At 42.9% G+C, this 23,215-nt stretch carries 22 protein-coding genes; 15 read left to right on the top strand and 7 right to left on the bottom strand.

The window, feature by feature from the left end; all coding sequences use genetic code 11:
- From AC075L_RS00240 to AC075L_RS00225, 4 genes are all read left to right on the top strand, one after another.
- A partial coding sequence (locus AC075L_RS00240) for a hypothetical protein (protein WP_476386997.1) occupies positions 1-2,089 on the top strand: 2,089 nt, incomplete at its 5' end.
- Complete coding sequence (locus AC075L_RS00235; RefSeq protein ID WP_476386996.1) at positions 2,061-2,612, top strand: hypothetical protein; 552 nt, start codon at positions 2,061-2,063, stop codon at positions 2,610-2,612. The genes AC075L_RS00240 and AC075L_RS00235, both read left to right, overlap by 29 nt.
- 218 nt (positions 2,613-2,830) lie before the next feature.
- Entirely contained in the window at positions 2,831-3,544 is a 714-nt protein-coding gene (locus tag AC075L_RS00230; protein WP_008707744.1) for a hypothetical protein, read from the top strand.
- Positions 3,545-3,567: 23 nt separating this feature from the next.
- Positions 3,568-5,979, top strand: a complete 2,412-nt coding sequence (locus tag AC075L_RS00225; RefSeq protein ID WP_118569858.1) for an Ig-like domain-containing protein — start codon at positions 3,568-3,570, stop codon at positions 5,977-5,979.
- A gap of 103 nt (positions 5,980-6,082) precedes the next feature.
- Here AC075L_RS00225 and AC075L_RS00220 read toward each other — a convergent pair whose 3' ends face one another.
- The 3 genes from AC075L_RS00220 to AC075L_RS00210 all read right to left on the bottom strand — a co-directional run bounded on the left by AC075L_RS00220 (position 6,083) and on the right by AC075L_RS00210 (position 9,315).
- Positions 6,083-6,946, bottom strand: coding sequence for an FKBP-type peptidyl-prolyl cis-trans isomerase (locus AC075L_RS00220; RefSeq protein WP_022380208.1), 864 nt, complete (start codon positions 6,944-6,946; stop codon positions 6,083-6,085).
- Between the two features lie 72 nt (positions 6,947-7,018).
- Positions 7,019-7,987, bottom strand: a complete 969-nt coding sequence (locus AC075L_RS00215) for an N-acetylmuramoyl-L-alanine amidase (protein WP_476386995.1) — start codon at positions 7,985-7,987, stop codon at positions 7,019-7,021.
- 683 nt (positions 7,988-8,670) lie between these two features.
- On the bottom strand, positions 8,671-9,315 hold the full coding sequence (locus AC075L_RS00210) for a hypothetical protein (RefSeq protein WP_055060435.1): 645 nt from the start codon (positions 9,313-9,315) through the stop codon (positions 8,671-8,673).
- A gap of 267 nt (positions 9,316-9,582) precedes the next feature.
- Here AC075L_RS00210 and AC075L_RS00205 point away from each other — a divergent pair, with 267 nt between their 5' ends.
- Positions 9,583-10,620 (top strand): RpnC/YadD family protein, encoded by a 1,038-nt coding sequence (locus tag AC075L_RS00205; RefSeq protein WP_179962980.1) that lies wholly within the window; start codon positions 9,583-9,585, stop codon positions 10,618-10,620.
- 159 nt (positions 10,621-10,779) lie between these two features.
- Here AC075L_RS00205 and AC075L_RS00200 read toward each other — a convergent pair whose 3' ends face one another.
- Complete coding sequence (locus AC075L_RS00200) at positions 10,780-11,184, bottom strand: DUF4143 domain-containing protein (protein WP_226852700.1); 405 nt, start codon at positions 11,182-11,184, stop codon at positions 10,780-10,782.
- Positions 11,174-11,476 carry a hypothetical protein gene (locus tag AC075L_RS00195; RefSeq protein WP_055060434.1) on the bottom strand — a complete coding sequence of 101 codons (303 nt, stop codon included), beginning with the start codon at positions 11,474-11,476 and terminating at the stop codon, positions 11,174-11,176. Before AC075L_RS00195 ends, AC075L_RS00200 begins: the two co-directional genes overlap by 11 nt.
- On the opposite strand from AC075L_RS00195, the gene AC075L_RS00190 reads away from it, so the two are divergent.
- Entirely contained in the window at positions 11,460-12,620 is a 1,161-nt protein-coding gene (locus AC075L_RS00190; RefSeq protein WP_476386994.1) for a recombinase family protein, read from the top strand. The genes AC075L_RS00195 and AC075L_RS00190 overlap by 17 nt on opposite strands.
- A 65-nt stretch (positions 12,621-12,685) precedes the next feature.
- Here AC075L_RS00190 and AC075L_RS00185 read toward each other — a convergent pair whose 3' ends face one another.
- On the bottom strand, positions 12,686-13,432 hold the full coding sequence (locus AC075L_RS00185; RefSeq protein WP_022379927.1) for a lysophospholipid acyltransferase family protein: 747 nt from the start codon (positions 13,430-13,432) through the stop codon (positions 12,686-12,688).
- Positions 13,433-13,869: 437 nt separating this feature from the next.
- Between AC075L_RS00185 and AC075L_RS00180 the strand changes: the two genes are divergently transcribed.
- The 9 genes from AC075L_RS00180 (at position 13,870) to AC075L_RS00140 (ending at position 22,577) form a co-directional block, all read left to right on the top strand.
- Positions 13,870-14,109, top strand: a complete 240-nt coding sequence (locus AC075L_RS00180) for a protease complex subunit PrcB family protein (protein ID WP_476386993.1) — start codon at positions 13,870-13,872, stop codon at positions 14,107-14,109.
- Between the two features lie 22 nt (positions 14,110-14,131).
- Positions 14,132-15,682, top strand: a complete 1,551-nt coding sequence (locus AC075L_RS00175) for a DUF3794 and LysM peptidoglycan-binding domain-containing protein (RefSeq protein WP_055058670.1) — start codon at positions 14,132-14,134, stop codon at positions 15,680-15,682.
- 159 nt (positions 15,683-15,841) lie between these two features.
- Positions 15,842-16,720, top strand: coding sequence for a 4-(cytidine 5'-diphospho)-2-C-methyl-D-erythritol kinase (gene ispE, locus AC075L_RS00170; protein WP_476386992.1), 879 nt, complete (start codon positions 15,842-15,844; stop codon positions 16,718-16,720).
- Positions 16,710-17,429, top strand: coding sequence for a GntR family transcriptional regulator (locus AC075L_RS00165; RefSeq protein ID WP_476386991.1), 720 nt, complete (start codon positions 16,710-16,712; stop codon positions 17,427-17,429). The genes ispE and AC075L_RS00165 overlap by 11 nt, the downstream gene beginning before the upstream one ends.
- A gap of 144 nt (positions 17,430-17,573) precedes the next feature.
- Positions 17,574-19,097: a spore germination protein gene (locus AC075L_RS00160; protein WP_044956344.1), complete on the top strand. Its 1,524-nt coding sequence runs from the start codon at positions 17,574-17,576 to the stop codon at positions 19,095-19,097.
- Complete coding sequence (locus AC075L_RS00155) at positions 19,094-20,779, top strand: GerAB/ArcD/ProY family transporter (protein WP_476386990.1); 1,686 nt, start codon at positions 19,094-19,096, stop codon at positions 20,777-20,779. Before AC075L_RS00160 ends, AC075L_RS00155 begins: the two co-directional genes overlap by 4 nt.
- A 130-nt stretch (positions 20,780-20,909) precedes the next feature.
- Entirely contained in the window at positions 20,910-21,185 is a 276-nt protein-coding gene (locus AC075L_RS00150) for a hypothetical protein (protein ID WP_055152768.1), read from the top strand.
- Between the two features lie 42 nt (positions 21,186-21,227).
- A complete protein-coding gene (gene murI, locus AC075L_RS00145; RefSeq protein WP_008707727.1) occupies positions 21,228-22,049 on the top strand; it encodes a glutamate racemase in 822 nt (273 codons plus the stop codon).
- Positions 22,050-22,130: 81 nt separating this feature from the next.
- Positions 22,131-22,577, top strand: a complete 447-nt coding sequence (locus tag AC075L_RS00140) for a YwiB family protein (protein ID WP_173684612.1) — start codon at positions 22,131-22,133, stop codon at positions 22,575-22,577.
- A gap of 123 nt (positions 22,578-22,700) precedes the next feature.
- Here AC075L_RS00140 and AC075L_RS00135 read toward each other — a convergent pair whose 3' ends face one another.
- Positions 22,701-23,156, bottom strand: a complete 456-nt coding sequence (locus AC075L_RS00135; protein WP_022379933.1) for a hypothetical protein — start codon at positions 23,154-23,156, stop codon at positions 22,701-22,703.
- Positions 23,157-23,215: the final 59 nt, after the last annotated feature.

Genomic DNA, 23,215 nt, shown 5'->3' with positions numbered 1-23,215 from the left:
ATATTATACAGGAACAGAACTTAAACCTACCAAAGAAGAGCTTGGAAAACTTGTAATTTCTAATGTAAACCTTGCAGTTGGTTCTGAAACCTTAAAAGATGACGAATGGGAAATTACAGGATATTCAAATAATGTTGAAGCTTCCAAATATGACAAAAATGGTGACATTACAACCTACGGATATGTCGAAATTAAAGTAAAAGGTGATTCTTCCTACGCAGGTCAGACTTATAAAGTTCCATTTGAAATTAAGCCATTAATTGTATCTGCTGATTCTGTGACTGTACCAAAAACAGTTACATACAATAAAGGAAATGGTCCGGCAAGTGATTACAAAGTTCAGTTAGTTGTAACAGCAAAAGATAGAACCGGAAAAATCGTTAAAGGCTTAAGTGCGGATGATTATTCTATAAAATATGAATATGAAGATGGTTATAGCGATGTTCCTAAAAACAACGTCGGTCAGAACGAACTTCATGATTTTATTAAAGCTACTATTACTATTAAAAATCCTAACTTTGCCGGTGATAAGGGTGCTAATACAGTAGTTGAAATGCCTCAAACAACTAGCGCTGATAAATGGACAGAGATTGTTGAAAAAGCAGTTACAAATGATATGATCAAGATCAATCCATCCAGCTATGTATATACCGGCGGTAATATCACCCCTACATATACAGTACTCGATGGAGCAATTGCTCTGTATGATAAAGTTGATTATGGTGATAAAGGTGAATACGAGCAGGTAAGCATCACAAATAATAAAGAAGTCGGAACTGGTACAGTAACTGTAAAAGGTGTTACAGGAAAATATTCCGGAACTGCATCTGCTAACTTTACAATCACACCTGCAAATACATCTGATGTAAAAGTTACATTTTATAAAGATGATGAATGCCAGTACACTGGAAGACAGGTTAGACCGCGTACATTCAAAGCTACATTAAATGGCAATGATGTCACCAACCAGTTTGAGATTGTAAGCTACGGTGAAAATGTTTCCGGAAAAGGAACTGTTGTATTAAAACCGGTTGATGGAAATAAGAATTTCACAGGTTCCAACATTACAGTAGACTTTAACATCATCAAAGAATATGTAAACGCAGACTTAAATGTATTTAATTCCAATGGTGTAAATGTTACTGTAGCTAATTCAGTATCTAATGTAAAGGGCTATAAAGTAACTGATGAAAAAGCAATAAACTATTCCGGAGATTCCTTTGACTTTGATGGAACCGCTAAGACATTTGCAAGTGAAGTACTGAAAAATATTTCCAAGACAGATGCCAATGGTAGCACAACAGCAGTTTCAAAAGCAAAAGAGTCTGATTTCGAAATTAAATATGTAGATAATATTTCTGGTAAAAATACAGGAATGAAAGACAGCAGTAATAATAGTTATAATATTGCATATGTATATGTTGTTGCAAAAGATGGTACTGGTTATACAGGAACAAAGTCTTTCACAACAGCTGATGGAACAACCATTAAAGGTGTTGTTGATTATGTAGCATTTGCCATTAAGAATGTAAAATTCGTAAAGCAGAACGTCTATGTTCAGAATGCAACTTATGCAGGAGGACTTCCGGTTAAGCCAAGCGTACTCGTTCAGATTAACGGAAATACTCTTGTTGAAGGTAAAGATTATACCCTTACCTTAAAGGCAAATGGTCATAATGATCCAAGTGGTGTTAATTTTGTAAATGTTACAGACGGTAAAGTTTACAAAGTAGAAGTTACCGGTATCAATGGATATACTGGTTCTTCAGAAACTGATCTCGCATGGGGCATTGACAAGAAAGATATCAAAGACTGCGATGTTAAGGTTACAAATGGTGTCGTAACTGTCATGAACGGATATATTCCTGTTCCAACCACAGAATATACATCTAAGAACAACGGAGACGGAACCTACACAGTAACAGCTAACAGCACTTCTAAAAACTACACAGGTTCTAAGTCTGTTAAAGCTGATGGAAAAGCCGCAGACGAAAAACCAGATGCTCCAATGATCAGCAGCGTTAAAGTTGTTGGAAACAAAGCAACAGCAATCCTTTCCGGTGATTCCGAAGGTGCTGGCAGGTTATGACTATGTAATCTCTACAGATCGTGACTGCATCACAAACAAAGACTACGATTCCGTAAACAAGAACCAGGTTCAGACTTCTACTACATTCAAATATGTACAGCAGGGAACCTACTATGCATACTGCCACGCTTGGAAACGTGACGCAAACGGTAAGAAAGTATTCAGCGACTGGTCTAATGCATATCCATTCGTTGTATCCGCAATCACACCGGACGCTCCAGTTATCACAAACGTAACAGTAAGCGGATCTACTATTAAAGTAACATACAAAGCAGCTGCAAATGCAACTGGTTACGACGTAGTACTTGGAACAGATTCCAAGAAAGAAAACGGTGAGACACGTCCATACCACTATGGCGATCACAAAGTACTGAACCTCAAAGAAGGTACAGTAACAGCAACATTCAAGAACGTACCAAAGGGAACATGGGTAGTTGGAATGCATGCATTCAACAGAACATCCGAAGACGGAAAGAAAGTCTTCAGCCCATGGTCAAACCTGAAAAAGGCTACTGTTAAATAATCCATTTGGGTAATTAATACAGATTCCTAAAAAGAAGGCTCCGGTCATTGCGACCGGAGTCTTTCTTTATCGGCAATTTTGCACGCTAAATCAACATAATCTGTCATGGACGCTGTGAAAGTTGTGTGCTATATTGAGTATATAGGAATGCTCCAGACAGCTGTTCCTGTCTGAATCGTTCAGTTAACACTAACATACACTTTTAGGAGGGAAAAAGAATGAAGAAAACAAGCAAAAAATTACTCTCTTTTTTACTGGCGTTTGGAATGATCATTGCCATGTTTGCAGTGACCTCTGCTACAGGTTGGGCGGCAGATGAACATGTTCCTGCATCGGCAACCTTAGTTGCCTATCCGAAGCCGGCAACAGAATCCCTGGCTTCCTTATCGTCCAAAGTTTCCGGACTAAAATCAAGTAATAAGGCAGTTGTCACTGTCAAACTGTCAAAATCCACCTACGGCACTTCACAGACATACTATACGATTCTGGCAGTCCCAAAGAAAGCCGGTACAGCTACTGTTTCTTTTAAATGTCAGGGTAAAACATATAAAATAAAGGTAACTGTTAAAAAATATGTAAATCCTGTTAAATCAGTAAAGATCGGCGCAACTACTGTTCCAGGTTCCAGATTTAAATCTTCTTCTGAAACAAGTCTCAGCTACGCAAAATTTGCCGGAAAGAAAGTAAAAACAACGGTTACTCTTGCAAAAGGATGGAAGCTTGACAAACTGTACATATATAGTGGAAATAATCCTGTGAATGGCAGTATGAAACCAGCGATCGAATACCTGCAAAAAGGATGGATGCGCAGTGAATCCGTGGCAAACGGAAGCAAGATCCCGGTAGCGGGAGGCAAAGGTTTCAGGATCATGTTTACTGCAGTTAATTCTAAAACCGGTATCAAAGAACGTATAACTATCGAACTTAGATAAAGGGGAAAAGAGGGCTCTGACAGATGAAAAAGAAATTATTAGTTTTATTGCTGACTTCTTCCATGATTTTAATGAATTTTGCTCCTGCATATGGTGCAGGTGATTTTACTGACTCGGATAATGTAACAGCTGTAGAAAATCCAGGTTCATCTGATGTTGATGCGATTCCTGACATGGGTAATGCGGTAAACGACGAGATGAGTTTTTCTCCTGAGGAATTCGATAACAATGGAGAGTTCAATGACACTGAAGATGAGTTTACTTCGGAACAGACAGACGATGATTTCTTTTCGGATGAAAAGGAAATGCCTTCTGTTCAGGAGGGGGACACGTTGGTTGCAAATGCAGGTCAGGGAATAACAGCTGGTACTTCCACATATTCCTCAAAGTCTTCCTTTGGCCGAAGAAAGGCTCTTTCCCAGCTTCAGGGTATGGGAATCAACAGCGGATCTTACAGCTGGAACTGGGCAAATCCTGAATATACTTCCTATTATACAGATGAGGCAGGAAATCTTCACATTGTTGCCTGGAAAGATCAGACTTTATACGATGCTGTCTGCAATTCCGATCTTAATGTTACCAATGTAACAACAGTAAAGCTTCCGCTTCCATTGTGGGGAGGATTCTATGCTGCACCAGACGGGAACTTTTATGTTGCAGCAGGGCAGAAGAATCTGAACGAAGACAACAGCATAACGGCTGTCCGAATCCTTAAATACAGCCGTGCCTGGAAACTGCTTGGTGCAACGGACATTGGTGGCGGATATACAAATATGTTTGAAGGAATCTACATTCCTTTTGACGCTGCTTCCCTGCGCATGACCCAGATCGGTTCTACCCTGATCGTCCATACAGGACGGGAAATGTATGGGATGGAAGGGATACATCATCAGAGTGATATCACTTTTGTCATTAACACTCAGGATATGACACTTATTAATTCAGATATGCCTTATTGCAGCCATTCCTTTAACCAGTTTGTTGTAAATGACGGCTCTCATGTGTATTTTCTGGATCATGGGGATGCCTATTACAGAGGTCTGATCCTGTCCTCCTTCTCCGCATATTCCGGTGGATATATTGCCCAGGATCATGCTGTAAATATCTTTCCTTTTATGGGGGCTACAGGTGATAATTATACCGGATGCGAGGTAACCGGATTTTCTCTGGCAGGAAATAATCTGATCACAGTAGGCAAGTCTGTTCCCCATGGTTTTGCTGTGAATGGACAGACCGGATATGAGAATCTTAACAAAAATATCTTTATGATAATCACAGATAAGAACAGTATGGCTTCCAGATTTATCTGGCTCACTCAGTATTCACCGTCAGGAGCAGAAATAACTCTGACAGAACCAAAACTTATCCCCGTAGGAAATAATCAGTACGCAGTCCTTTTCTCAGAGGAAACCTCAGAACAGAGTATTCTGCATTATCTCCTTATGGATGCTTCCGAAAACGTAATATTATCCAAGTTATACAAGAATGTAACGATCCAGACGGATTCACAGCCGATCTTATGGGGACGTAATATTGTATGGGTATCCGGAAATTATGATAACGGCAACTATGACAGTTCCCGCACATACCTGTATGAAATCCCCGTAGTGACAACTCCACTTAATGGAATTGCTCTGAACCAGACAAATCTGACAATTGACGAAGGAAATACACAAAAACTCACACCTTCCTTTACACCATCTAACTCTGATGATGTAAAAGATGTGGTCTGGACAAGCAGTAATCCTGGGGTTGCGTCTGTCTCAGAGGATGGAACCATTCAGGGGAACGGTTATGGTCAGGCAGTAATCACTGCTTCTGCCGGAGATTTTCAGACCCAGTGTCAGGTGACGGTAAAGGTATCTGAGAACAACACACCACTGACAAAACCTGTGCTGAAACTTTCCCAGAAATCTGCAGATCAAATACATTTAACCTGGAAAAAGGTTCCGGGTGCCAAAGGATACCAGATTTACTGCAAGACAGATTCCCAGTCTTCTTATAAGCGGATAAAAACCCTGAAAACAGGAGCTGTCAGTTTCGATGCAGCTGTAGTACCGGGCGTAACCTATTCATTTAAAGTCCGTGCTTATGGAACCAACGCAAGTGGAAAAAACAAATATTCTAAATTTTCAGCGGTGAAATCAAGAAAAGCTGCTGTCCCGGCTCCATCTAAAGTTTCATGTAAAATGAGTAACGGTGGTACAGAGGTTTCCTGGACAAAAGTAGCCGGTGCTTCCGGATATGTAATTTACCGCAATGGTTCTGCAGCCAAAACAGTGAAATCCTCTGTCTCAACCTGGAAAGACACAAAAGCTTATGATTCCCAGACAGGCATGTACTGGGTTTATAACTATTATGTAAAAGCTTTTAAGACAGTAAACGGTAAGCGAATATACAGTAAGCCCACAAAAACGATAAATCTTTACTCGTAAATTATAAAACTACAAAAAGCACTATCACTTTAGTAAATAAAGTATAAAACAGGGCAGTCTCATCGGCAAAATCTTTGCCGGGAGGCTGCCCTGAGTATTTGTCTTATTTCACTTCTACTAATTCAATCTTGAAGTTAAGTTCTTTTCCAGCCATTTCGTGGTTTGCATCAAATGTAATGTTTTTCTCATCTTTAGCTGTCACTTTAACAGGGAATGGCTGACCGAACTGATTTGACAGATATACCTGCTGGCCAACTGTCAGATCTTCGGAACCTGGAAGCTGGGCGATTTCCATAGTGAAGATAGCGTTTGGATCTGCCATACCGTATGCTTCTTCAGGCATAAGGTGAACATCAATGATCTGACCAACTTCCATGTCAGCTACAGCAGCATCAAACCCTCTGATCATCTGGCCTGCACCGCAGATGAATTCCAGCGGTTCGCCACGGTCGTAAGAAGAATCAAACTGTGTTCCGTCATTGAAAGTTCCTCTGTAATGTGTGCGGCAGGTTTTTCCTACATTGCGTCCTGTAAGCTGTGGCTGTGATCCGCCACATCCACCGCATCCGCCACCGCAGCTGTCTCCACAGGAGTGTCCCTCCTCATGGCTGCCACAGGAATGACCTTCTTCATGATGGTGATGGTCGCAGTTAGCTCCGGAAGACACTAATTCACCTTTTAAATAGCTTTCAACTGCCTGATCAGTATTTCCCTGGGCTCCGGCGCATAATTCGATTCCTGCCTCTGTGAGAGCTGTCTGAGCACCACCGCCGATGCCACCGCAGATCAGAACATTTACACCCTGCTCAGCAAGCAGACCTGCAAGTGCACCATGTCCTGTACCGTTAGAACCGATCACTTCACTGGAAACTACTTTGTTGTCTTCCACTTCATAAACTTTAAAAGACTCTGTTTTTCCAAAATGCTGAAAAATCTCTCCATTATCATATGTTACTGCAATTTTCATTTGAAAAATCCTCCAAATTATTTTTTATACCCATTCAGTCCAGTATAAACTGTCTGCGACACAAAAGCAAGGCTATTTGATCAGGTAATTCTCAATTCCATTTGCAATTCCCCGTACCATTTTTTTCTGATAAGAACTCTGTTGCATACGGCGGTCTTCGGAAGGATTACTCATATATCCCATCTCGATAATCGTTGTCGGAACTTTGCTCCAGTTATTTCCGGTCATAGAGTCTGTTTCCCAGACGTATTCTTTTCTGCATCCTGTAGCTGACACATATGCATTGAGCACAGCCTCAGAAAGAGCTTTGTTTTTTCTGTACATAGATGAAATATAAGGACTGTTTCTGGTTGTACAGATAGTCAGTGCTCCACTGATAGAGGAATTATCACTTCCATTGGCATGGATACGGATATACGCATTCGCGTTTGCCTTATTTGCCACTTTTGCGCGGTCAATACAGCTGAGAGCTACTTTACTGTTGGTTCGGGTCATTATTACCTTAAAACCTCTTTTCTGAAGAAGGGTTCTTAGCTGAAGACCAATGCTCAGGTTGAGCTTATATTCCTCCACACCTGTAGCAACACCCTGGGTTCCGGACGTATCTTTCTCTTTCAGCTGGCTGGAATCAGGCCCAAGAGGTTCATAGCCACCGGCAACAACAGCAGAATGCCCCGGATCCAGTACAATAACAGGAGTCCAGACACCTTTACTGTTGATCTTTCGTCTATTTACAGTCTGATTGATACGCATTCTTCCAGTCTGTTTGCCAAAATATCTGAAACGATTATGAATACGGTGCCATCCTGTAAGCATGGTACCGTCTGCTGCAAAACAGTAATAATACTTGCCGATTTTGTGCAGGTCTGTCAGCTTTTTGCCATTCTTATAATAGTATTTTTTTCCACCGAAGGTTTTCCATCCGGTGAAAGTACTGCTGACAGATGCTGCCTGGACATCTGTAAAATTTACAGAAGGTAAGGCTGTGACCAGGAGAAGAATGCACAAGAGCCAGATAAAACATGATTTTCTTTTCTTCATACGTGACTTCCTTTCATATAGAGATGTTTTGAGTAATGGTTTTCTGTATGTTGATTATATCATGTAATTGTCTGGGAGTGTGGAAAAAAGTTCCTAAAAAGAAAGACTCCGGTCGCAATGACCGGGCCTTCTTTTTAGGAATCTGTATTAATTACCCAAATGGATTATTTAACAGTAGCCTTTTTCAGGTTTGACCATGGGCTGAAGACTTTCTTTCCGTCTTCGGATGTTCTGTTGAATGCATGCATTCCAACTACCCATGTTCCCTTTGGTACGTTCTTGAATGTTGCTGTTACTGTACCTTCTTTGAGGTTCAGTTTCTTGTGATTGCCATACTGGTATGGACGTGTCTCACCGTTTTCTTTCTTGGAGCCAGTTCCCAGTACTACATCGTAACCAGTTGCATTTGCAGCTGCTTTGTATGTTACTTTGATAGTAGATCCGCTTACTTTAACGTTTGTGATAACTGGAGCATCCGGTGTGATTGCGGATACAACGAATGGGTATGCGTTTGACCAGTCGCTGAATACTTTCTTACCGTTCTCATCACGTTTCCAAGCGTGGCAGTATGCGTAGTAGGTTCCCTGCTGTACATATTTGAATGTAGTAGAGGTCTGAACCTGATTCTTGTTTACGGAATCATAATCTTTGTTTGTGATGCAGTCGCGGTCTGTAGAGATTACTTAGTCGTAACCTGCAGCACCTTCGGAAGCACCAGAAAGGATTACAGTCGCTTTGTTGCCAACAACTTTAACACTGCTGATCATTAGAGCATCTGGTTTTTTATTTTCAGCTTTACCTTCTGCCTGTACAGTCTTTGAACCAGTATAGTTCTTAGATGTAGATTTGGCAGCTACTGTATAAGTATCATCACTATTCTTTGTAACTGTATATTCAGATACTGGAACTTTGATAGTATCATTAATTACAGTTGCTACACCATCTTTAATAGTAACATCATAATTAGCAATTGTCTGTTTGTCAATACCCCATTTATCCAGATCACTTGCATTAATTGTACCAGAAACGGATACAATACCAGTAAATTCGGCAGATTCAGAAACTGAAACATCAACACTGAGATCATCAGATTCAACAACTGCCTGAGCCATTGGAGCTTCTGTTGTTTCTTCTTCAATAGCTGGAGTTTCTATTGTATTATCGCTAAATTCAGTAACCGGAGCTTCAGTAGCTACAGCAGCATCAAAATCATCACTGAACTCAGCAGCCCATACCGGCACATTAGAAGTAGCAAGCATTGCAACAACAAGTGACATACTTAATGTCTTTTTTGCCACGCCCTTCTTTGTGTTTTTAATCTTTGTCATGATTATAGTTCCCCTTTGGGTAGTGGATAGGTTAATTTTTGATTAAAAAGCACATTCTCTGATTAGAAATTCATGCACGACCCTGAAAAAATAGTTATTTATAACTGCCTTTTTTACGTATTAGAGCGGTATTTTTGTAGTTATATGCTCTTTTACAGCTGACGAAATAAAAAAAAGAACAAATTAAACAAATCGACTCTGCACTTTTCAGATTTTTAATAATTTTTATAGTTCCTTTCGTGGAAACAAGGTAATAATTATGCTATATTGATAACAGAAATAAATCAACGGGAGGTGCTGGATACGGCGGAAAAAAATAAGATCAAACCAGATACCATACTGAAGAACTTCTGGAGAGACAACAGACATTTTGCGGATCTGTTCAATGCAGTATTTTTTAACGGGGAACAGGTGCTGAAGCCGCAGGATCTTACAGAAGCAGATACGGATGTTTCCTCCATGCTGAAATTTAATGGTCATGCGGAAACAGTACAGAAGATCCTGGATGTTGTAAAGAAGACGGCATATGGTGTGGACTTTGTTCTCTGGGGACTGGAAAATCAGGCAAAGATCCACTATGCGATGCCGCTGCGCCATATGGTTGGAGATGCATTTTCTTACATGAAAGAATATGATGAGATTGCAGCAGTAAATAAGAAAAACGGGGATTTCCATTCAGCGGATGAATTCCTGTCAGGTTTTAAGAAGACCGACCGGCTGCATCCGGTGATTAGTCTGTGTGTATATTATGGAGAAAGTGAATGGGATGGTCCGTTTTCCCTGAAGGATATGCTGGAGATCCCCGAAAAGATAGAATCACTGGTATCTGATTACCGTATGAACCTGGTACAGGTAAGATCAAGTGGAGAACTATGTTTCAGCGATCCGGACGTAAATATGGTGTTTGACGTGAGCCGCTTGATCTATGCCAGGGATTATACGAAGATCAATGAAGTTTACAGGGATCATAATATTCCGGCAGATCTTGGACTTGTGATAGGAGCCATTACAGAATCACAGAAACTGATTGACCATGCTTTGGAATCGGAGCAGAAAGGGGGACAGATCAATATGTGTAATGCATTGGAAGAGTTAAGACAGGAAGGTGTTGAAGAAGGTCGACAGGAAGGTCGACAGGAAGGCCGTCAGGAAGGCAGATGGGAAGGTATCCTTGAAGGCATTCGTGCGACTGTAAGGACCTGCAGGAATTTTAATATAAGTGAGACAGATACAGTCAGAAACATCATGAATGAATTTTCCCTGTCACAGGAAGAGGCTGTTAATTATGTAAAAAAATACTGGTAAATGGAAAACTCTATCAGGAAGAGCCTTAACAATGCGTAAAAAGTTTTCAGCCATATCAGAGAGATATGGCTGAAGATGTTTTTTCTTCGTTTCCGAAGATGTGAAAGCGAGAAGAACTATCGGCCGGAGTCTGCTTTTGCCTGTTGTATCTGCCACGTTCTATATGCAAAATACCGCATATAAAGGCACGATCTGATAAGCTTCTTTTTGCCTGAAGTCTTCGGCAGAGATTAAATACATTTGCGTGGGTGCAGGAGAGAGAGAAGATTTATTCAGCTGCATAAGGTTCCTGCATTTCTGATGTGGGGTGGTGCGGTAGTCTATGGCAATAAAATGACTGTTTTTGGACAGTAAAAAGGGAACTTCCGCCTGGTTGCCGCTGGACCAGTAGGAGAGGGCATAGCCATTCCGGATAAAGTGCTGTGCCAGAAAGGTTTCGATACAGGCTGTACCGGCGGTGGTTTCTTCTCCTGACAGAAGCTGGAAGGCAGGGATTTTCAGTATGCATGAGCATAATCCGGTGTCAACAGGATACAGATGTAAGGAGCTTTTGCTAGGTGTCAGGTACCAGCAGGAGCTTCTTTTCTTTTTTGTATTCCATAATGGCAGCAGGCATTCCGCCGATGATCAGATAGAGACGGAACTGTGACAGGGCTTTTTCGTGGAGTTTCTTTCCCATTGAGCTGAAATCGGAGAAATGATTGCGGATTTCTCTTGTAAGGGCAAACTCAGCATTGGCCCACAGAAATTCTTCAAAATCCAGTGGATACAGAGTCAGGATATCAAAGTCGTGGACGGAGAAAGAATCAGAGTTAACCACACCTTTATAGATAGAGGCAATGTTAAATATCTGCATTGTGTTTGCGCAGCTGGAACGTGAGACTATTCAGAAGCGTGTCAGCGACGCATATTATTCCAGAAGTCAGAAAGGTTTTCGCATGGGCGGCAAGCCTCCTTATGGTTATCGGCTTGAGGAGATTCTGATGGAGGGAATCCATACAAAGAAGCTTGTGGAAGAACCCGGGGAAGCGGCAATTGTGCGGGAAATTTTTGATATGTACGAACAACCGGACACTTCTTATGGGGATATCACCAGATATTATGCAGAAAAGGGGGTGCAGTTCTACGGAAAGGAACTGATACGTTCCATGCTGGCCCAGCTTTTGAGAAATCCGGTATATGTGCGGGCTGATATGGATGTGTACCGTTTTTTCAGGAGCCATGGAACCAATATAGTAAGCAGTCCGGAGCAGTTTGACGGGATTCATGGATGTTATCTTTATCAGGGGCGGGATGCGCAGACAGATAAGCTGCAGAATCTTAAGGGACATATGCTGGTGGTGGCACCTCATGAGGGGCTTGTGTCTTCGGAGCAGTGGCTGAACTGCAGGATCAAGCTTATGAGAAATAAAACGATTCAGGCCAACCGGAAAGCTGTGAATACATGGCTGGCAGGGAAAGTGAAATGTGGCAATTGCGGATACGCACTTATGAGTATTAAAATACAGTCCGGTAAACAGTACCTGAGATGTACGAAGCGTCTGAACAACAAAGCCTGCCCGGGGTGCGGGAAGGTTTATACTGAAGATGTGGAGAATTATGTATATAAAGAGATGGTACGTAAGCTGCGCGAAGGACAGTCTCCTGCCGCTTATACGAAGTTAAATGAAAATCCGCAGGTAAAGCAGATTTACAGGGAGATTGAGGAAATGGAAAAGGAGATTTCTCTGCTTGTGGATTCTCTGGCAGGTGCCGGAGAAACACTGACAGATTATATTAATCAGAGAGTGGAAGAAATAGACCAGATGCATCAGTTAAAGCTGGAGAAATTATCGGTGCTTGCGGAGAATCATGCGACACCGGAGCAGATGGAAAAGGTAGCATCTAATATAAGTCTGTGGGGAGAGATTGATTTTGAGGAGAAGAGGTTTACAGTTGATAAGATGATCAGGTCACTTAAGGTATTTCCCGGATCAGTCCAGATACAATGGAAATTCTGATATATAACAGTCCGGCAGAGCGTAAATTTTTGTTTCTACGCTCTGTCGGACTATTGATGGTCTTATTATTTTTCAGTCAGTGGTTTGTTCTTTATAAGCATTTCGCGAATTACGTTTTGCGTATATTCTCCGACATGCCTCTTATCTTCTTTGCTCAGTTCATCCGGATAGATCGGCTTACCGTATTCTACTACAACTTTTGCAGGAGATATCTTCGGGAAGTGTGCCTCGAAAATGTTGGCTGAATTGCTGATCGCAATTGGGATGATCGGGCAATTGGCCTTGGTAGCGATTTTGAAGCTTCCTTCATGGAAGGGAAGCATGTCCAGCTCATCTTTATTTCTGTTTCGGGTTCCTTCCGGGAAAATACAGATGGAAATTCCGGATTTTACTTTGTCTACTGCGGTCAGGATCGTTTTGAGTCCCTGTTTGATGTCTTTCCTGTCAAGGAAGAGACAGTGGAGATAACGCATCCATGTGGAAAGAAGAGGAATTTTCTCCATCTCTTTTTTGGCAATGTAGCCTGTACGGATCGGACAGCGGGAGTAAGTAAGAAGTATGTCGAAGTAGCTTCTGTGGTTGCCGATATAAAGTACAGGTGTGTCCTTTGGCACATTTTCTTCTCCGATCACAGTAATCTTTGCACCGGTGATCTTAAGGATAAATCGGAATACTGCCTGGATGATCCTAAGGGAGCTGATATCCTTCTTTTCAGGAGAAAATCTGCCGATGATCCATTCGACCAGCAGGATGGGGATGGACAGGATCAGGTATCCGATCACAACAATACAGACGAGGATAAATCGTATCATTCGTTAATTCCTTTCCGGGCATTATATAATGCTGATGCCCATATATAAGTATAGAAGTTATTATAAGGAATTATGAGATATCCTGCAAGAAATAAATCATAGTATAATGATTTTTTGGCATTAAATAAAGCACTCAGGACAGGATTCTTTCCTGCAGAAAAGCAGTTATTGTCGGATATATAGCATGGAGTATGGTAATAACAGGGCTGTATCCGGCATAGAATATTTAGCGAAGAATGAGCAGGGGTGCATTATGGGCAAAAGGACAGGAGGACTGCTCTGTGTGTTGCTGTTGGCTCTTTTGCCGGCGGGCTGTCAGTTTATCAGGATTGAGGAGGGCGAACGTACACCTCTGGAATATACGATCGTAAAGCAGGAGGAAATTCCGGAAGAGATTTCAGAACTGATGGAACAGAAGAAAAAAGAAAGTATTTCAGATGACCTATCAGGTGGGAGATATAAGGTATCTGATGAAGGGATATGGAGAGCAGCTTACAGGAGGGTACAGTATTCAGGTGGAGGAGGTTTCCGAATCAGAGAACGCAGTATTCTGCAAGACAAGGCTGATAGGTCCGGAGAAAGCGGATGCAGGCAGTGAACCGTCTTATCCCTGTATTGTCCTGAAAATCAGAGAAACAGAGAAACCGATAGAATTTTTGGGTTTTATTATAAAGTAAACAGAGAAAGGAAGGAAGCAGGTTGGAATTAAAAAAAGAAAGTATTCAGATGCTGCGGATCAAAAATAAAGCGGCAGCGCAGGCGACTTTTGACGAGGACTATAATGTGCCCGATGTGAAACCGGATATCGGGAGACTGGTGCAGAGCAAAGCGGATGTTTCCATGGAGGAGGTGCGGCTGAGTGAAGGAAGAGCGCTTCTTAAAGGGACATTAAATGCAGATTTGCTTTATGTGGGGGAAAAAGAGGGCAGGATTTACAGCCTTTCTGCGAAGCTTCCGCTGGATGAGATGATTAATCTGGAGGGAATCGAAGGGGGAGATAAGCTGTGTCTGAAATGGGAGATTGAGGATCTCAGTGTTCATATGATCCATTCCAGAAAACTGAATATTAAAGCAATTGTAACTTTTTATGCAGTGGTAGATGAACTGGCAGTCGTTGAACTTCCGGTTTCCGCAGAGGATCAGGAAGTCTCTGTGAAAACGGAGAAAGTCCGGCTTATGAGTCTTCGTGTACATAAAAAAGATACCCTGCGCATTAAGGATGATATTACTCTTGCGTCAAACAGACCGAATGTAGAAAACCTTCTGTGGTATATGGCTGAACCGAGGAATCTGGACCTGCGGCCGGGAGAGAACAAACTCCGGGTGAAAGGAGAGCTTGCAGTTTTTCTTCTGTATACAGGGTATGAAGAGGAGAATCCACCTCAGTGGTTGGAGTATACCATGCCTTTTTCCAATGAGATGGAATGCAGTGGCTGTATGGAAGATCTGATCCCACATATTGAGGTGTCTCTTCTTCATCAGGGGATAGAGGTAAAGCCTGATCCGGATGGTGAAGAACGTATCCTGCAGGTGGATGTGGTACTGGAATTAAATATGAAAATGTACAGGGAAGAGGAGCATGAACTTCTTCTTGATGCATACAGCCCACACAAAGAATGTGTTCTTCATCGGAAAAAGGAAATGTTGGAAAGTCTTCTGGTACGGAATTTTTCCAGGTGTCGTCTGACAGACCGGATAGAAGTTAAGGAGAGTCAGGGAAAAGTTTTGCAGCTTTGCCACAGCAGCGGTAAGGTAAAAGTAGATAAGACCAGGATTACGGATAAGGGAATTGTGGCAGAAGGAATTGTGGCACTCAAGATCCTGTATATTATTGGAAATGATGAAATGCCGTTTTATTCTATGGATGCCATGCTTCCGTTTACCCATCTGATCGAGGCAGAAGAGATCGGGAAGGATTGCACATATTTACTTCAGGCTGACCTTGAACAGCTTTCCACTGCAATGGCAGATGGGGATGAGATTGAAGTCAAGGCGGCGGTGGGACTGAATGTGCTTGTGTTCAGACAGTGGGAAGAGCAGCTTATTGAATCTGTGGAAGAACAGCCGCTGGATCGTAAGAAACTGGAAAGTATGCCGGGAATTACGGTCTATATTGTAAAGGCCGGAGATACTCTGTGGGATATTGCAAAGAAATTTTATACAACTGTGGATGAGATTTCGGGTGTGAACAGTCTTACGGAAAAAGAGGTAAAGCCGGGGCAGTCGTTAATTCTTGTCAGGCAGGGATGATAATGAAAAAAATTTCCAGAAAAAATGAAAACTCCTATATTGAAAACTAAAAAAAAATGATTTAAAATATGCACAAAGAGTTTTATTGTATACAAAGTACAAATATAATTGCGAAAGTACAGTTATATACGGATGATATTGCTGGAAACGGAGGATTTTATGCGTTTACGTGCATTGGCGAAGATAAATCTGGGACTGGATATTCTCAGAAAGAGAGAGGATGGCTATCATGAAGTCCGGATGATCATGCAGACGATACAGATGTATGATGTTCTGGAGATGAAGAGGGTGAGGAAGCCGGGGATTTCCCTGTCTGTCAATTATTCCTATATTCCGAATGATGAACGAAATCTGGTGTATAAGGCGGCGAAGCTTCTGATGGATGAATTTCAGGTTAAGGGTGGTGTGGATATCCATCTTGAGAAATTTATTCCTGTGGCAGCAGGTATGGCAGGCGGAAGCTCGGATGCGGCAGCTGCACTGGTGGGGATCAACCGGCTTTTTAAACTGGGACTGAGCCAGAAGGAGCTGATGGATCGTGCTGTGAATATCGGGGCAGATGTTCCGTACTGTGTGATGAGAGGAACTGCCCTGGCAGAGGGAATCGGGGAGAAACTGACCAGAATCACTCAGGTGCCGGATTGTTTTGTACTGATCGGTAAGCCCGGAATCAATGTTTCCACCAAAGCTGCCTATGAGAGCCTTCAGCTGGATAAGATTTCTTCTCATCCGGATATTGACGGGATGATGGGAGATATAGAACGTGGAGATCTTCTGGCAATGACACAGAAGATGGGAAATGTTTTTGAGCCGGGAATTATAGAGAAATATCCTGTAATTGGCGAAATCAAAGCACTGATGGAGAGTCATGGTGCGTTAAAGGCGATGATGAGTGGAAGTGGTCCTACAGTGTTCGGAATCTTTGATGATCGTGAGAAGATGGAGGCGGCAGCAGAGGTTCTCAGAGAGAGCCGGCTGGCGAAGACGGTTTTTGCCACAGAAGTAACGAAAGCAGGAGGGAATACAAATGACAAGTGATTTTTCAGTAAATATGAATGAATATCTTCCATTAAGGGATGTGGTTTTTAATACGCTGCGTCAGGCAATCCTGAAGGGCGAACTGAAACCTGGTGAGAGACTGATGGAGATTGCGCTGGCAGAGAGACTTGGCGTGAGCAGAACTCCTATCAGAGAGGCAATGCGTAAGCTGGAGCAGGAAGGTCTGGTAGTGATGATCCCGAGACGTGGTGCCCAGGTTGCCAATATCACAGAGAAGGATCTGAATGATGTTCTGGAGGTTCGTATTGCTCTTGAGAATGTAGCTATTGAGAAAGCATGTGCCCGTATGACTGAAGAAGAAATGAGGAGACTCTGGCTTGCTGCCAAGGAGTTTGAACATACGATCGCAGAGGGAAATCTTGTTAAGCTTGCGGAGGCTGACGTTGCATTCCATGAGGTTATTTATCAGGCTTCTGATAATAAGAGGCTGATCCAGGTACTCAACAATATGCGTGAGCAGATTTATCGTTATCGTGTAGAATATCTGAAAGAAGGTGAAACACGAGATGTTCTGGTGAAGGAACATGAGGAACTGACAAAGGCGATCAGAGAGCGCGACGTGGAACGCGCGAAACAGCTTTCTTTCCAGCATATCGAGAATCAGAGAATGGCTATCATGCGTTCTATTGAGGCTGAGGATGCAGAACGTGAGCGCGTAGAGAAAGAGAAATCCAGGGGACACAGATAAGAATGGTATAATATCTGAATATCGGGAAATTCTAAGAGAGGTAGGATGCCTCTCTTTTTTTGCGCATCCATGTATGTAAGTGGGTTTATGAATATTGCCGACTGGCAACAGATCTGTCTGGTACATCGAAAACGATGTACCGGTATGAAACGAGGTGGGAAATTATTGAAGAAGCTGGAAGAATCCCGGAAAGTATCTGCAAATCTGAGGGAGAATGAGAAATATCTGCGAAGCAGGCTGGAAAATTGCAGTGATATTCTGATCCGTCCCATGCGGCTGGGAGATAAACATAAGGTGGACTGCCTTATGGTCTATATAGAAGTTGCGGTTTCCAACATGATGCTGGATGATTCTGCTCTTGGAAAGATGATCAATCATTTCTGGGAGATTTCGCCGGAGGATATTCAGGAATTTGTCAGGCATAACAGTCTTGGGATCGCAGATGTAAAGAAACTGGAGAATCTTGACGAGTCCATAGATGCCATGCTTGCAGGGAATGCAGTGTTTTTCATAGATGGATATGACAAGGCGATGAAAATCTCCAGCAAAGGTTATCCATCCACAGGTGTGATGGAGGCAGAATCGGAAAAGGTGCTGCGGGGTTCCAGGGAAGGATTTTCGGACAGTGTGAAAAGTAACAGTGCACTGATAAGAAAAAGGCTTCGTGATACCAGACTCAAGGTGGAAGAATATAAAATCGGTGTGCGCTCTCATACCTTAACGCAGGTGTTATACATGGATGACCTGGTACATGAGGGACTTCTGGAAGAAGTGAAGGAACGGCTGGAAGAATTTCAGATTGACGGAATCCTTGACAGCGGTATGCTTGAACAGCTGACAGAAGATGTGTGGTATTCTCCTTTTCCTCAGTATCAGACAACGGAACGTCCGGATCGTGCTGTGCAGGAAATCCTGAAAGGTAAGGTTGTGATTCTGTGTGATAATTCTCCGGAAGCATTGATCCTTCCGGGAAATTTTAGCAGTTTCATGGAGAGCAGCGAGGACTGGTATCACAGGTTCGAGATGGCTTCCTTTCTCAGAATACTGCGATATCTGGCTGTGATCATGGCGACTGTTCTGCCGGGACTTTACCTGGCAGTGATACGTTTCCATACACAGATTCTGCCATCTGCACTGATACTGTCTTTTGCGGAGGCGAGGGAAGGAGTGCCCTTTTCCAGTGTGGTGGAACTGATTTTTCTGGAACTGGCTTTTGAACTGATTCGGGAGGCTGGGGTGAGAGTTCCGGGATCTCTGGGAAATGCTATTGGCATTGTTGGCGGATTGGTGATCGGACAGGCAGCGGTAGAGGCAAATCTTGTGAGTCCGATCGTGGTGATGATCGTGGCGTTGACTGCGCTTGGCTCTATGACTGTTCCAAATGAAGAGTTTGCAGCAGCATTTCGGCTGGTGAAGTATGGGTTTCTGATCCTGGGAGGTTATCTGGGAATTTACGGAATCGTGCTGGGAGTATATCTGGTTATAGGGCACCTGGCAGGCCTGATAAGTTTTGGTATTCCTTATCTGGTTCCTTTTATAAAGAAAGAACAGAAGGGCAGCAGAGGAGAAGGGGTTCTGAGAGTTCCGCTGCGCAAGAGGGTATTACGACCGCTTTATGCAAGAGAGGAGCAGAAGATCCGTTTGAAGAGAAAGGAGTCCGGTTCATGAGATTTGCAGAGAATAACAGAATTTCCCACAGGCAGCTGTACAGGCAGATGATACTGGCATTACTGGCACCATTTATGCTCTGCGTTTTCGGAAAGGGTGGAATGAACGGAATCAGTGCAGTGGCGGGAATGATTTTTGCGCTGATACTGCTTGGATTTTATGTAATCTGGCTGATACGACTGACACCTTCATTTGAAGATCCGGTAAAGTCTGCAGGTGTTTTTGCGGGAAGGCTGATCGGGATTTTTTTTCTGATCTATGTGTTGATGGCGGGAGGATATCTGCTGGCACTTCTCAGGAGGCTGGTTCCTGTAAAGCTGATTACAGGAGTATCCGGCCGATGGATTGCATTCTGGGCGGTTCTGGTATGTTCTGTCGGAACCTGCAAAGGTGTACAGAGAAGAGGAAGAATGGCGGAAGTATCAGGTGGTCTGCTTCTTGGTGGGATTATGATAATGATGATACTTTGTGTGCCACAGGCAAAAACGGAATATCTCATGGGAGAAATCCGGTGGGAGGAGCTTACAGTGAGAAGTGTCAGTCAGTCTTTTTATGGAACTCTGTGTGCTTTTTCGCCGGTTGCATTGCTGCCATTTCTGTTGGGAAATGTGGAGAAATACGGAAGTGCGGGAAAGACGGTGGCAGGAGGGATCCTGACACTTGGCGGGATTCTTATTGGAATGGAGCTTCTGCTTCCGGCAGTTCTGGGATATGACAGGGTAGCGGCGGAAAGTTATCCGGTCCTGCCTCTGCTGGCAGGCGCAGATCTTCCGGGAAATGTACTGGCCAGATTTGACATCCTGTGGATGGGATTTCTGCTTTACAGCCTACTTTTTGCAATAGGGAGTCTGCTGTATTATGGAAATCAGATTATCGGGAAATCTCATCCTGGTAGGGGGAGGTTCTGGCTTCCGGCACTGGTTTTCCTGATTTCGCTTCTGGAAGAAGAGGGAAAAGGAATACTGGATTATTTTGGATGGTGTCTGGCGTATATTTTCGTTCCGGGAATTCTCATCTGTCAGTTTTATATGTTTATCAGAGGAAAGGGACACCGCAGGAAGCAGAGGAAAAGGGCAGTCGGTGTGGTGACCGGGATTTTGTCAGTCAGTCTTTTTATGAGTGGATGTGGTGCGGCTGTGGAACCGGAGAAGAGAATGTATCCTATGGCACTTGGCGTGGATGCCTCAGAAGAAGGAATCTGTCTTACCTATGGGATGCCGGATCTTTCTGAGAGTACGGGGCAGGGAAAAGAGGAAGAAGATGGCGGTTCCCGGGTTCTGCAGATCAGTGGTGCTGATTTCACCCGGATTGAAAAAATGTATGATCAGTCACAGGAAAAACTTCTTGATATGGGGCATCTGCAGGTTCTGGTCATGGGGAGAACACTGGTGGAGGACGGAAGATGGAGAATGGTGCTAGATTATCTGAAACAGGAGATTTTTGTGGGGGAAGATCTTTATGTGTTTGAAGCGGAGGACGCAGGGGAGATCCTGAACTGGCATGGAGAGGATAATTCATCAGCAGGAGAATATATTACAGGACTGATCCGAAACAGAATGTCAGGAGGAAATATTACGGCTGTGACACTCAGAGAGCTTTTCTATGAAAAATATAAAGAAGATAAAATCCTGCGACTTCCGATTGTGAAGATCAGAAATGGAAGTCTGGAAGTGGAAGTATAAATCAGGAAAATATTGGCATAATCCAAATATTAAAGTGCTGCCTGGAAATTCCATATAAAATAAGAAAATATATAGGAAAATAACAAAGGCAGATATGGTAACTGATAAGATATAACAGGAGAGAGGGACAATGATGAATAAAAAAAGTAAGAACAGAAAATTAAGAAGAAAACTGTCGTTTGTTCTGTTCGTGGCAGCTGTTGGTGTTCTTATGATGAGAGCAATGCCGGGAATGTCCGGGAAGATAGCAAAAATCGCTGAAAGACGACAGGAACAGACTGCAGTTACTGCATGGTGGGGGACATTGTACCCGAAATTCTGCTTCTCGCAGTTCCCTGAGGAAAATAAAGGACAGAAAGATGACATAAAGATATCCTTCTGGCTTGCACAGGCTCTTGATTGGTGATAGAATAGTGAGACAATCAATAGAGATGGAGAATAGAAATCAATGAAAATAGACAGAGAGGCACCGATAGGAGTATTTGATTCCGGTGTGGGAGGACTGACTGTTGCGCGTGAGATCATGCGTAATCTTCCTTCAGAAAAAATCGTATATTTTGGTGATACGGCGAGAGTGCCTTACGGAAGTAAATCGAAGGAAACTATCATCCGGTATTCCCGGCAGATCATTCGTTTTCTTCAGCAGCAGCAGGTAAAGGCGATTGTGGTTGCATGTAATACAGCCAGCGCTTTTGCCCTGGATGCAGTGAGGGATGAGTTTGACATTCCCATCATTGGCGTGATAGAACCGGGGGCTAAAGTGGCGGCTGCCCAGACCAGAAATAAGAGGGTAGGAATCATTGGTACTGTTGGAACTGTAGGAAGTGGGATACATGCAGAGTATCTGAAGCATCTGGATCCGGAGATCACTGTTTTCGGCAAAGCATGTCCGCTGTTTGTGCCACTGGTAGAAGAAGGGTGGCTTCATGATCCGGTGACTGATGAGGTCGCTGCCAGATATCTGAAGGAACTTCAGGATAAGCAGGTGGATACACTGATATTGGGATGTACTCATTATCCATTGCTTCGTTCCACCATCAGAAAGATCATGGGAGACGGAGTATGTCTGGTGAATCCGGCTTATGAAACCGCACTGGAGCTGGGAAGGCTTCTGGAGGAAAAAGGACTTGCCGGTGAAGGTACAGAGAAGAATGAATTTCCGTATCGCTTCTATGTGAGTGATCTGGCAGATGAGTTTAAGGCATTTGCCAATTCGATTCTTCCATATGATGTGGAGATGACGAAAAAAATAGATATTGAGAAGTATTAAAAACAGCAGATTGCTGAATGGTTATAATATAGATACATAAAAACAGGTTTTGAACAGTATAAAAACAGGAGTATGAGAAGAATGGATAAAGAAGTGCTGATTCATGTAAGGGGACTTCAGACAATGGATGCAGACGGTGAACAGGAACCTCTGGAGATTGTTGTACCGGGACAGTATTATTTCCGGAACGGAAGTCATTATCTGCGCTATGAGGAAGTCATGGAGGATTTTGCAGAACCTACCGTCAATTACATAAAAATTTCCCAGAAGGGAATGGAGGTCCGCAAGAAAGGTGTGGTCAATGTTCATATGGTTTTTGAACAGGGTAAGAAGAATATGACTTACTATACCACTCCCTATGGAACTATTGAAATGGGGATTGCGGCGACGAATCTGAATCTGCAGGAGAGTGATGGCGGTCTTGACATGAAAGTGGATTATGCGCTTGATATGAACCAGGAGCATGTGGCAGACTGTTATCTTGCGATTAAGGCACAGCCAAAGGACTGTAAGAATTTTACAATTTGATTAGATCTGGTAAGTTCTCTGCTTCGTTGCAGATATCTGTCTGATCCAAACAGAAAAAGGTCAGTGATCTGTGTGTATGGATGACACGATTCACTGACCTTTAGTTTATATGTCTGACTGCATTTATCTGGCAGTTTTGTCTTTCTTGAATTTTGCAAAGAAACCTTTCTTTTTGGGAGCCGGTGTCTGAAGGGAACCGCGGATTCCTTTTACGCCTACAATATAAAGACCGCTTACTTCGGCTTTGATTTCTTTCTTAAGCGGGATCAGGTCGAAAACCTTCTCATCTGCGATCATGATCGCAATCTTTGGTCCGATTTTAGCTTTAACGATTGGAAGCTTGGAACGGCGCATAAGTTTAGGTGTCTGTTCAATTACCATCTGAGGAAGTCCGGATTCTTTCAGTGGCATCCTCTTTTTATCGATAACCAGCATGGAAACGGTTTGTTTAGTTGCTTCAATCTGAGCCTGCTGTTCTTCCTGTTTCTTCTGGGCTTTTTTTCCGAAGAAATATAAACCGATCAGTGCAGCGATCAGGATAACAAGAATGACCAGAAGGACTATTGTTACTGTACTCATTTGCATCCTCCCTAATGTATGTGTTTTCACAGGGACTGTTGGTACGGACAGTCCATTGC

The sequence above is a fragment of the Blautia sp. ZXY-1-B12 genome (genome assembly GCF_056339915.1).
The sequence above is the reverse complement of the archived record's forward strand: the minus strand, read 5'-3'. Positions and strand labels throughout refer to the sequence as shown.

Excerpts from the sequence above, each read along its gene's own strand:
- AC075L_RS00225 (WP_118569858.1), top strand. The coding sequence starts at position 3,568 with ATGAAAAAGAAATTATTAGTTTTATTGCTGACTTCTTCCATGATTTTA.
- AC075L_RS00215 (WP_476386995.1), bottom strand. The coding sequence starts at position 7,987 with ATGAAGAAAAGAAAATCATGTTTTATCTGGCTCTTGTGCATTCTTCTC.
- AC075L_RS00155 (WP_476386990.1), top strand. The coding sequence starts at position 19,094 with ATGAGATTTGCAGAGAATAACAGAATTTCCCACAGGCAGCTGTACAGG.
- AC075L_RS00160 (WP_044956344.1), top strand. The coding sequence starts at position 17,574 with ATGAAACGAGGTGGGAAATTATTGAAGAAGCTGGAAGAATCCCGGAAA.
- AC075L_RS00140 (WP_173684612.1), top strand. The coding sequence starts at position 22,131 with ATGGATAAAGAAGTGCTGATTCATGTAAGGGGACTTCAGACAATGGAT.
- AC075L_RS00165 (WP_476386991.1), top strand. The coding sequence starts at position 16,710 with ATGACAAGTGATTTTTCAGTAAATATGAATGAATATCTTCCATTAAGG.
- AC075L_RS00220 (WP_022380208.1), bottom strand. The coding sequence starts at position 6,946 with ATGAAAATTGCAGTAACATATGATAATGGAGAGATTTTTCAGCATTTT.
- AC075L_RS00150 (WP_055152768.1), top strand. The coding sequence starts at position 20,910 with ATGATGAATAAAAAAAGTAAGAACAGAAAATTAAGAAGAAAACTGTCG.
- AC075L_RS00135 (WP_022379933.1), bottom strand. The coding sequence starts at position 23,156 with ATGAGTACAGTAACAATAGTCCTTCTGGTCATTCTTGTTATCCTGATC.
- AC075L_RS00195 (WP_055060434.1), bottom strand. The coding sequence starts at position 11,476 with ATGCAGATATTTAACATTGCCTCTATCTATAAAGGTGTGGTTAACTCT.
- AC075L_RS00190 (WP_476386994.1), top strand. The coding sequence starts at position 11,460 with ATGTTAAATATCTGCATTGTGTTTGCGCAGCTGGAACGTGAGACTATT.
- AC075L_RS00230 (WP_008707744.1), top strand. The coding sequence starts at position 2,831 with ATGAAGAAAACAAGCAAAAAATTACTCTCTTTTTTACTGGCGTTTGGA.
- ispE (WP_476386992.1), top strand. The coding sequence starts at position 15,842 with ATGCGTTTACGTGCATTGGCGAAGATAAATCTGGGACTGGATATTCTC.
- AC075L_RS00180 (WP_476386993.1), top strand. The coding sequence starts at position 13,870 with ATGACCTATCAGGTGGGAGATATAAGGTATCTGATGAAGGGATATGGA.
- AC075L_RS00185 (WP_022379927.1), bottom strand. The coding sequence starts at position 13,432 with ATGATACGATTTATCCTCGTCTGTATTGTTGTGATCGGATACCTGATC.
- AC075L_RS00210 (WP_055060435.1), bottom strand. The coding sequence starts at position 9,315 with ATGACAAAGATTAAAAACACAAAGAAGGGCGTGGCAAAAAAGACATTA.
- murI (WP_008707727.1), top strand. The coding sequence starts at position 21,228 with ATGAAAATAGACAGAGAGGCACCGATAGGAGTATTTGATTCCGGTGTG.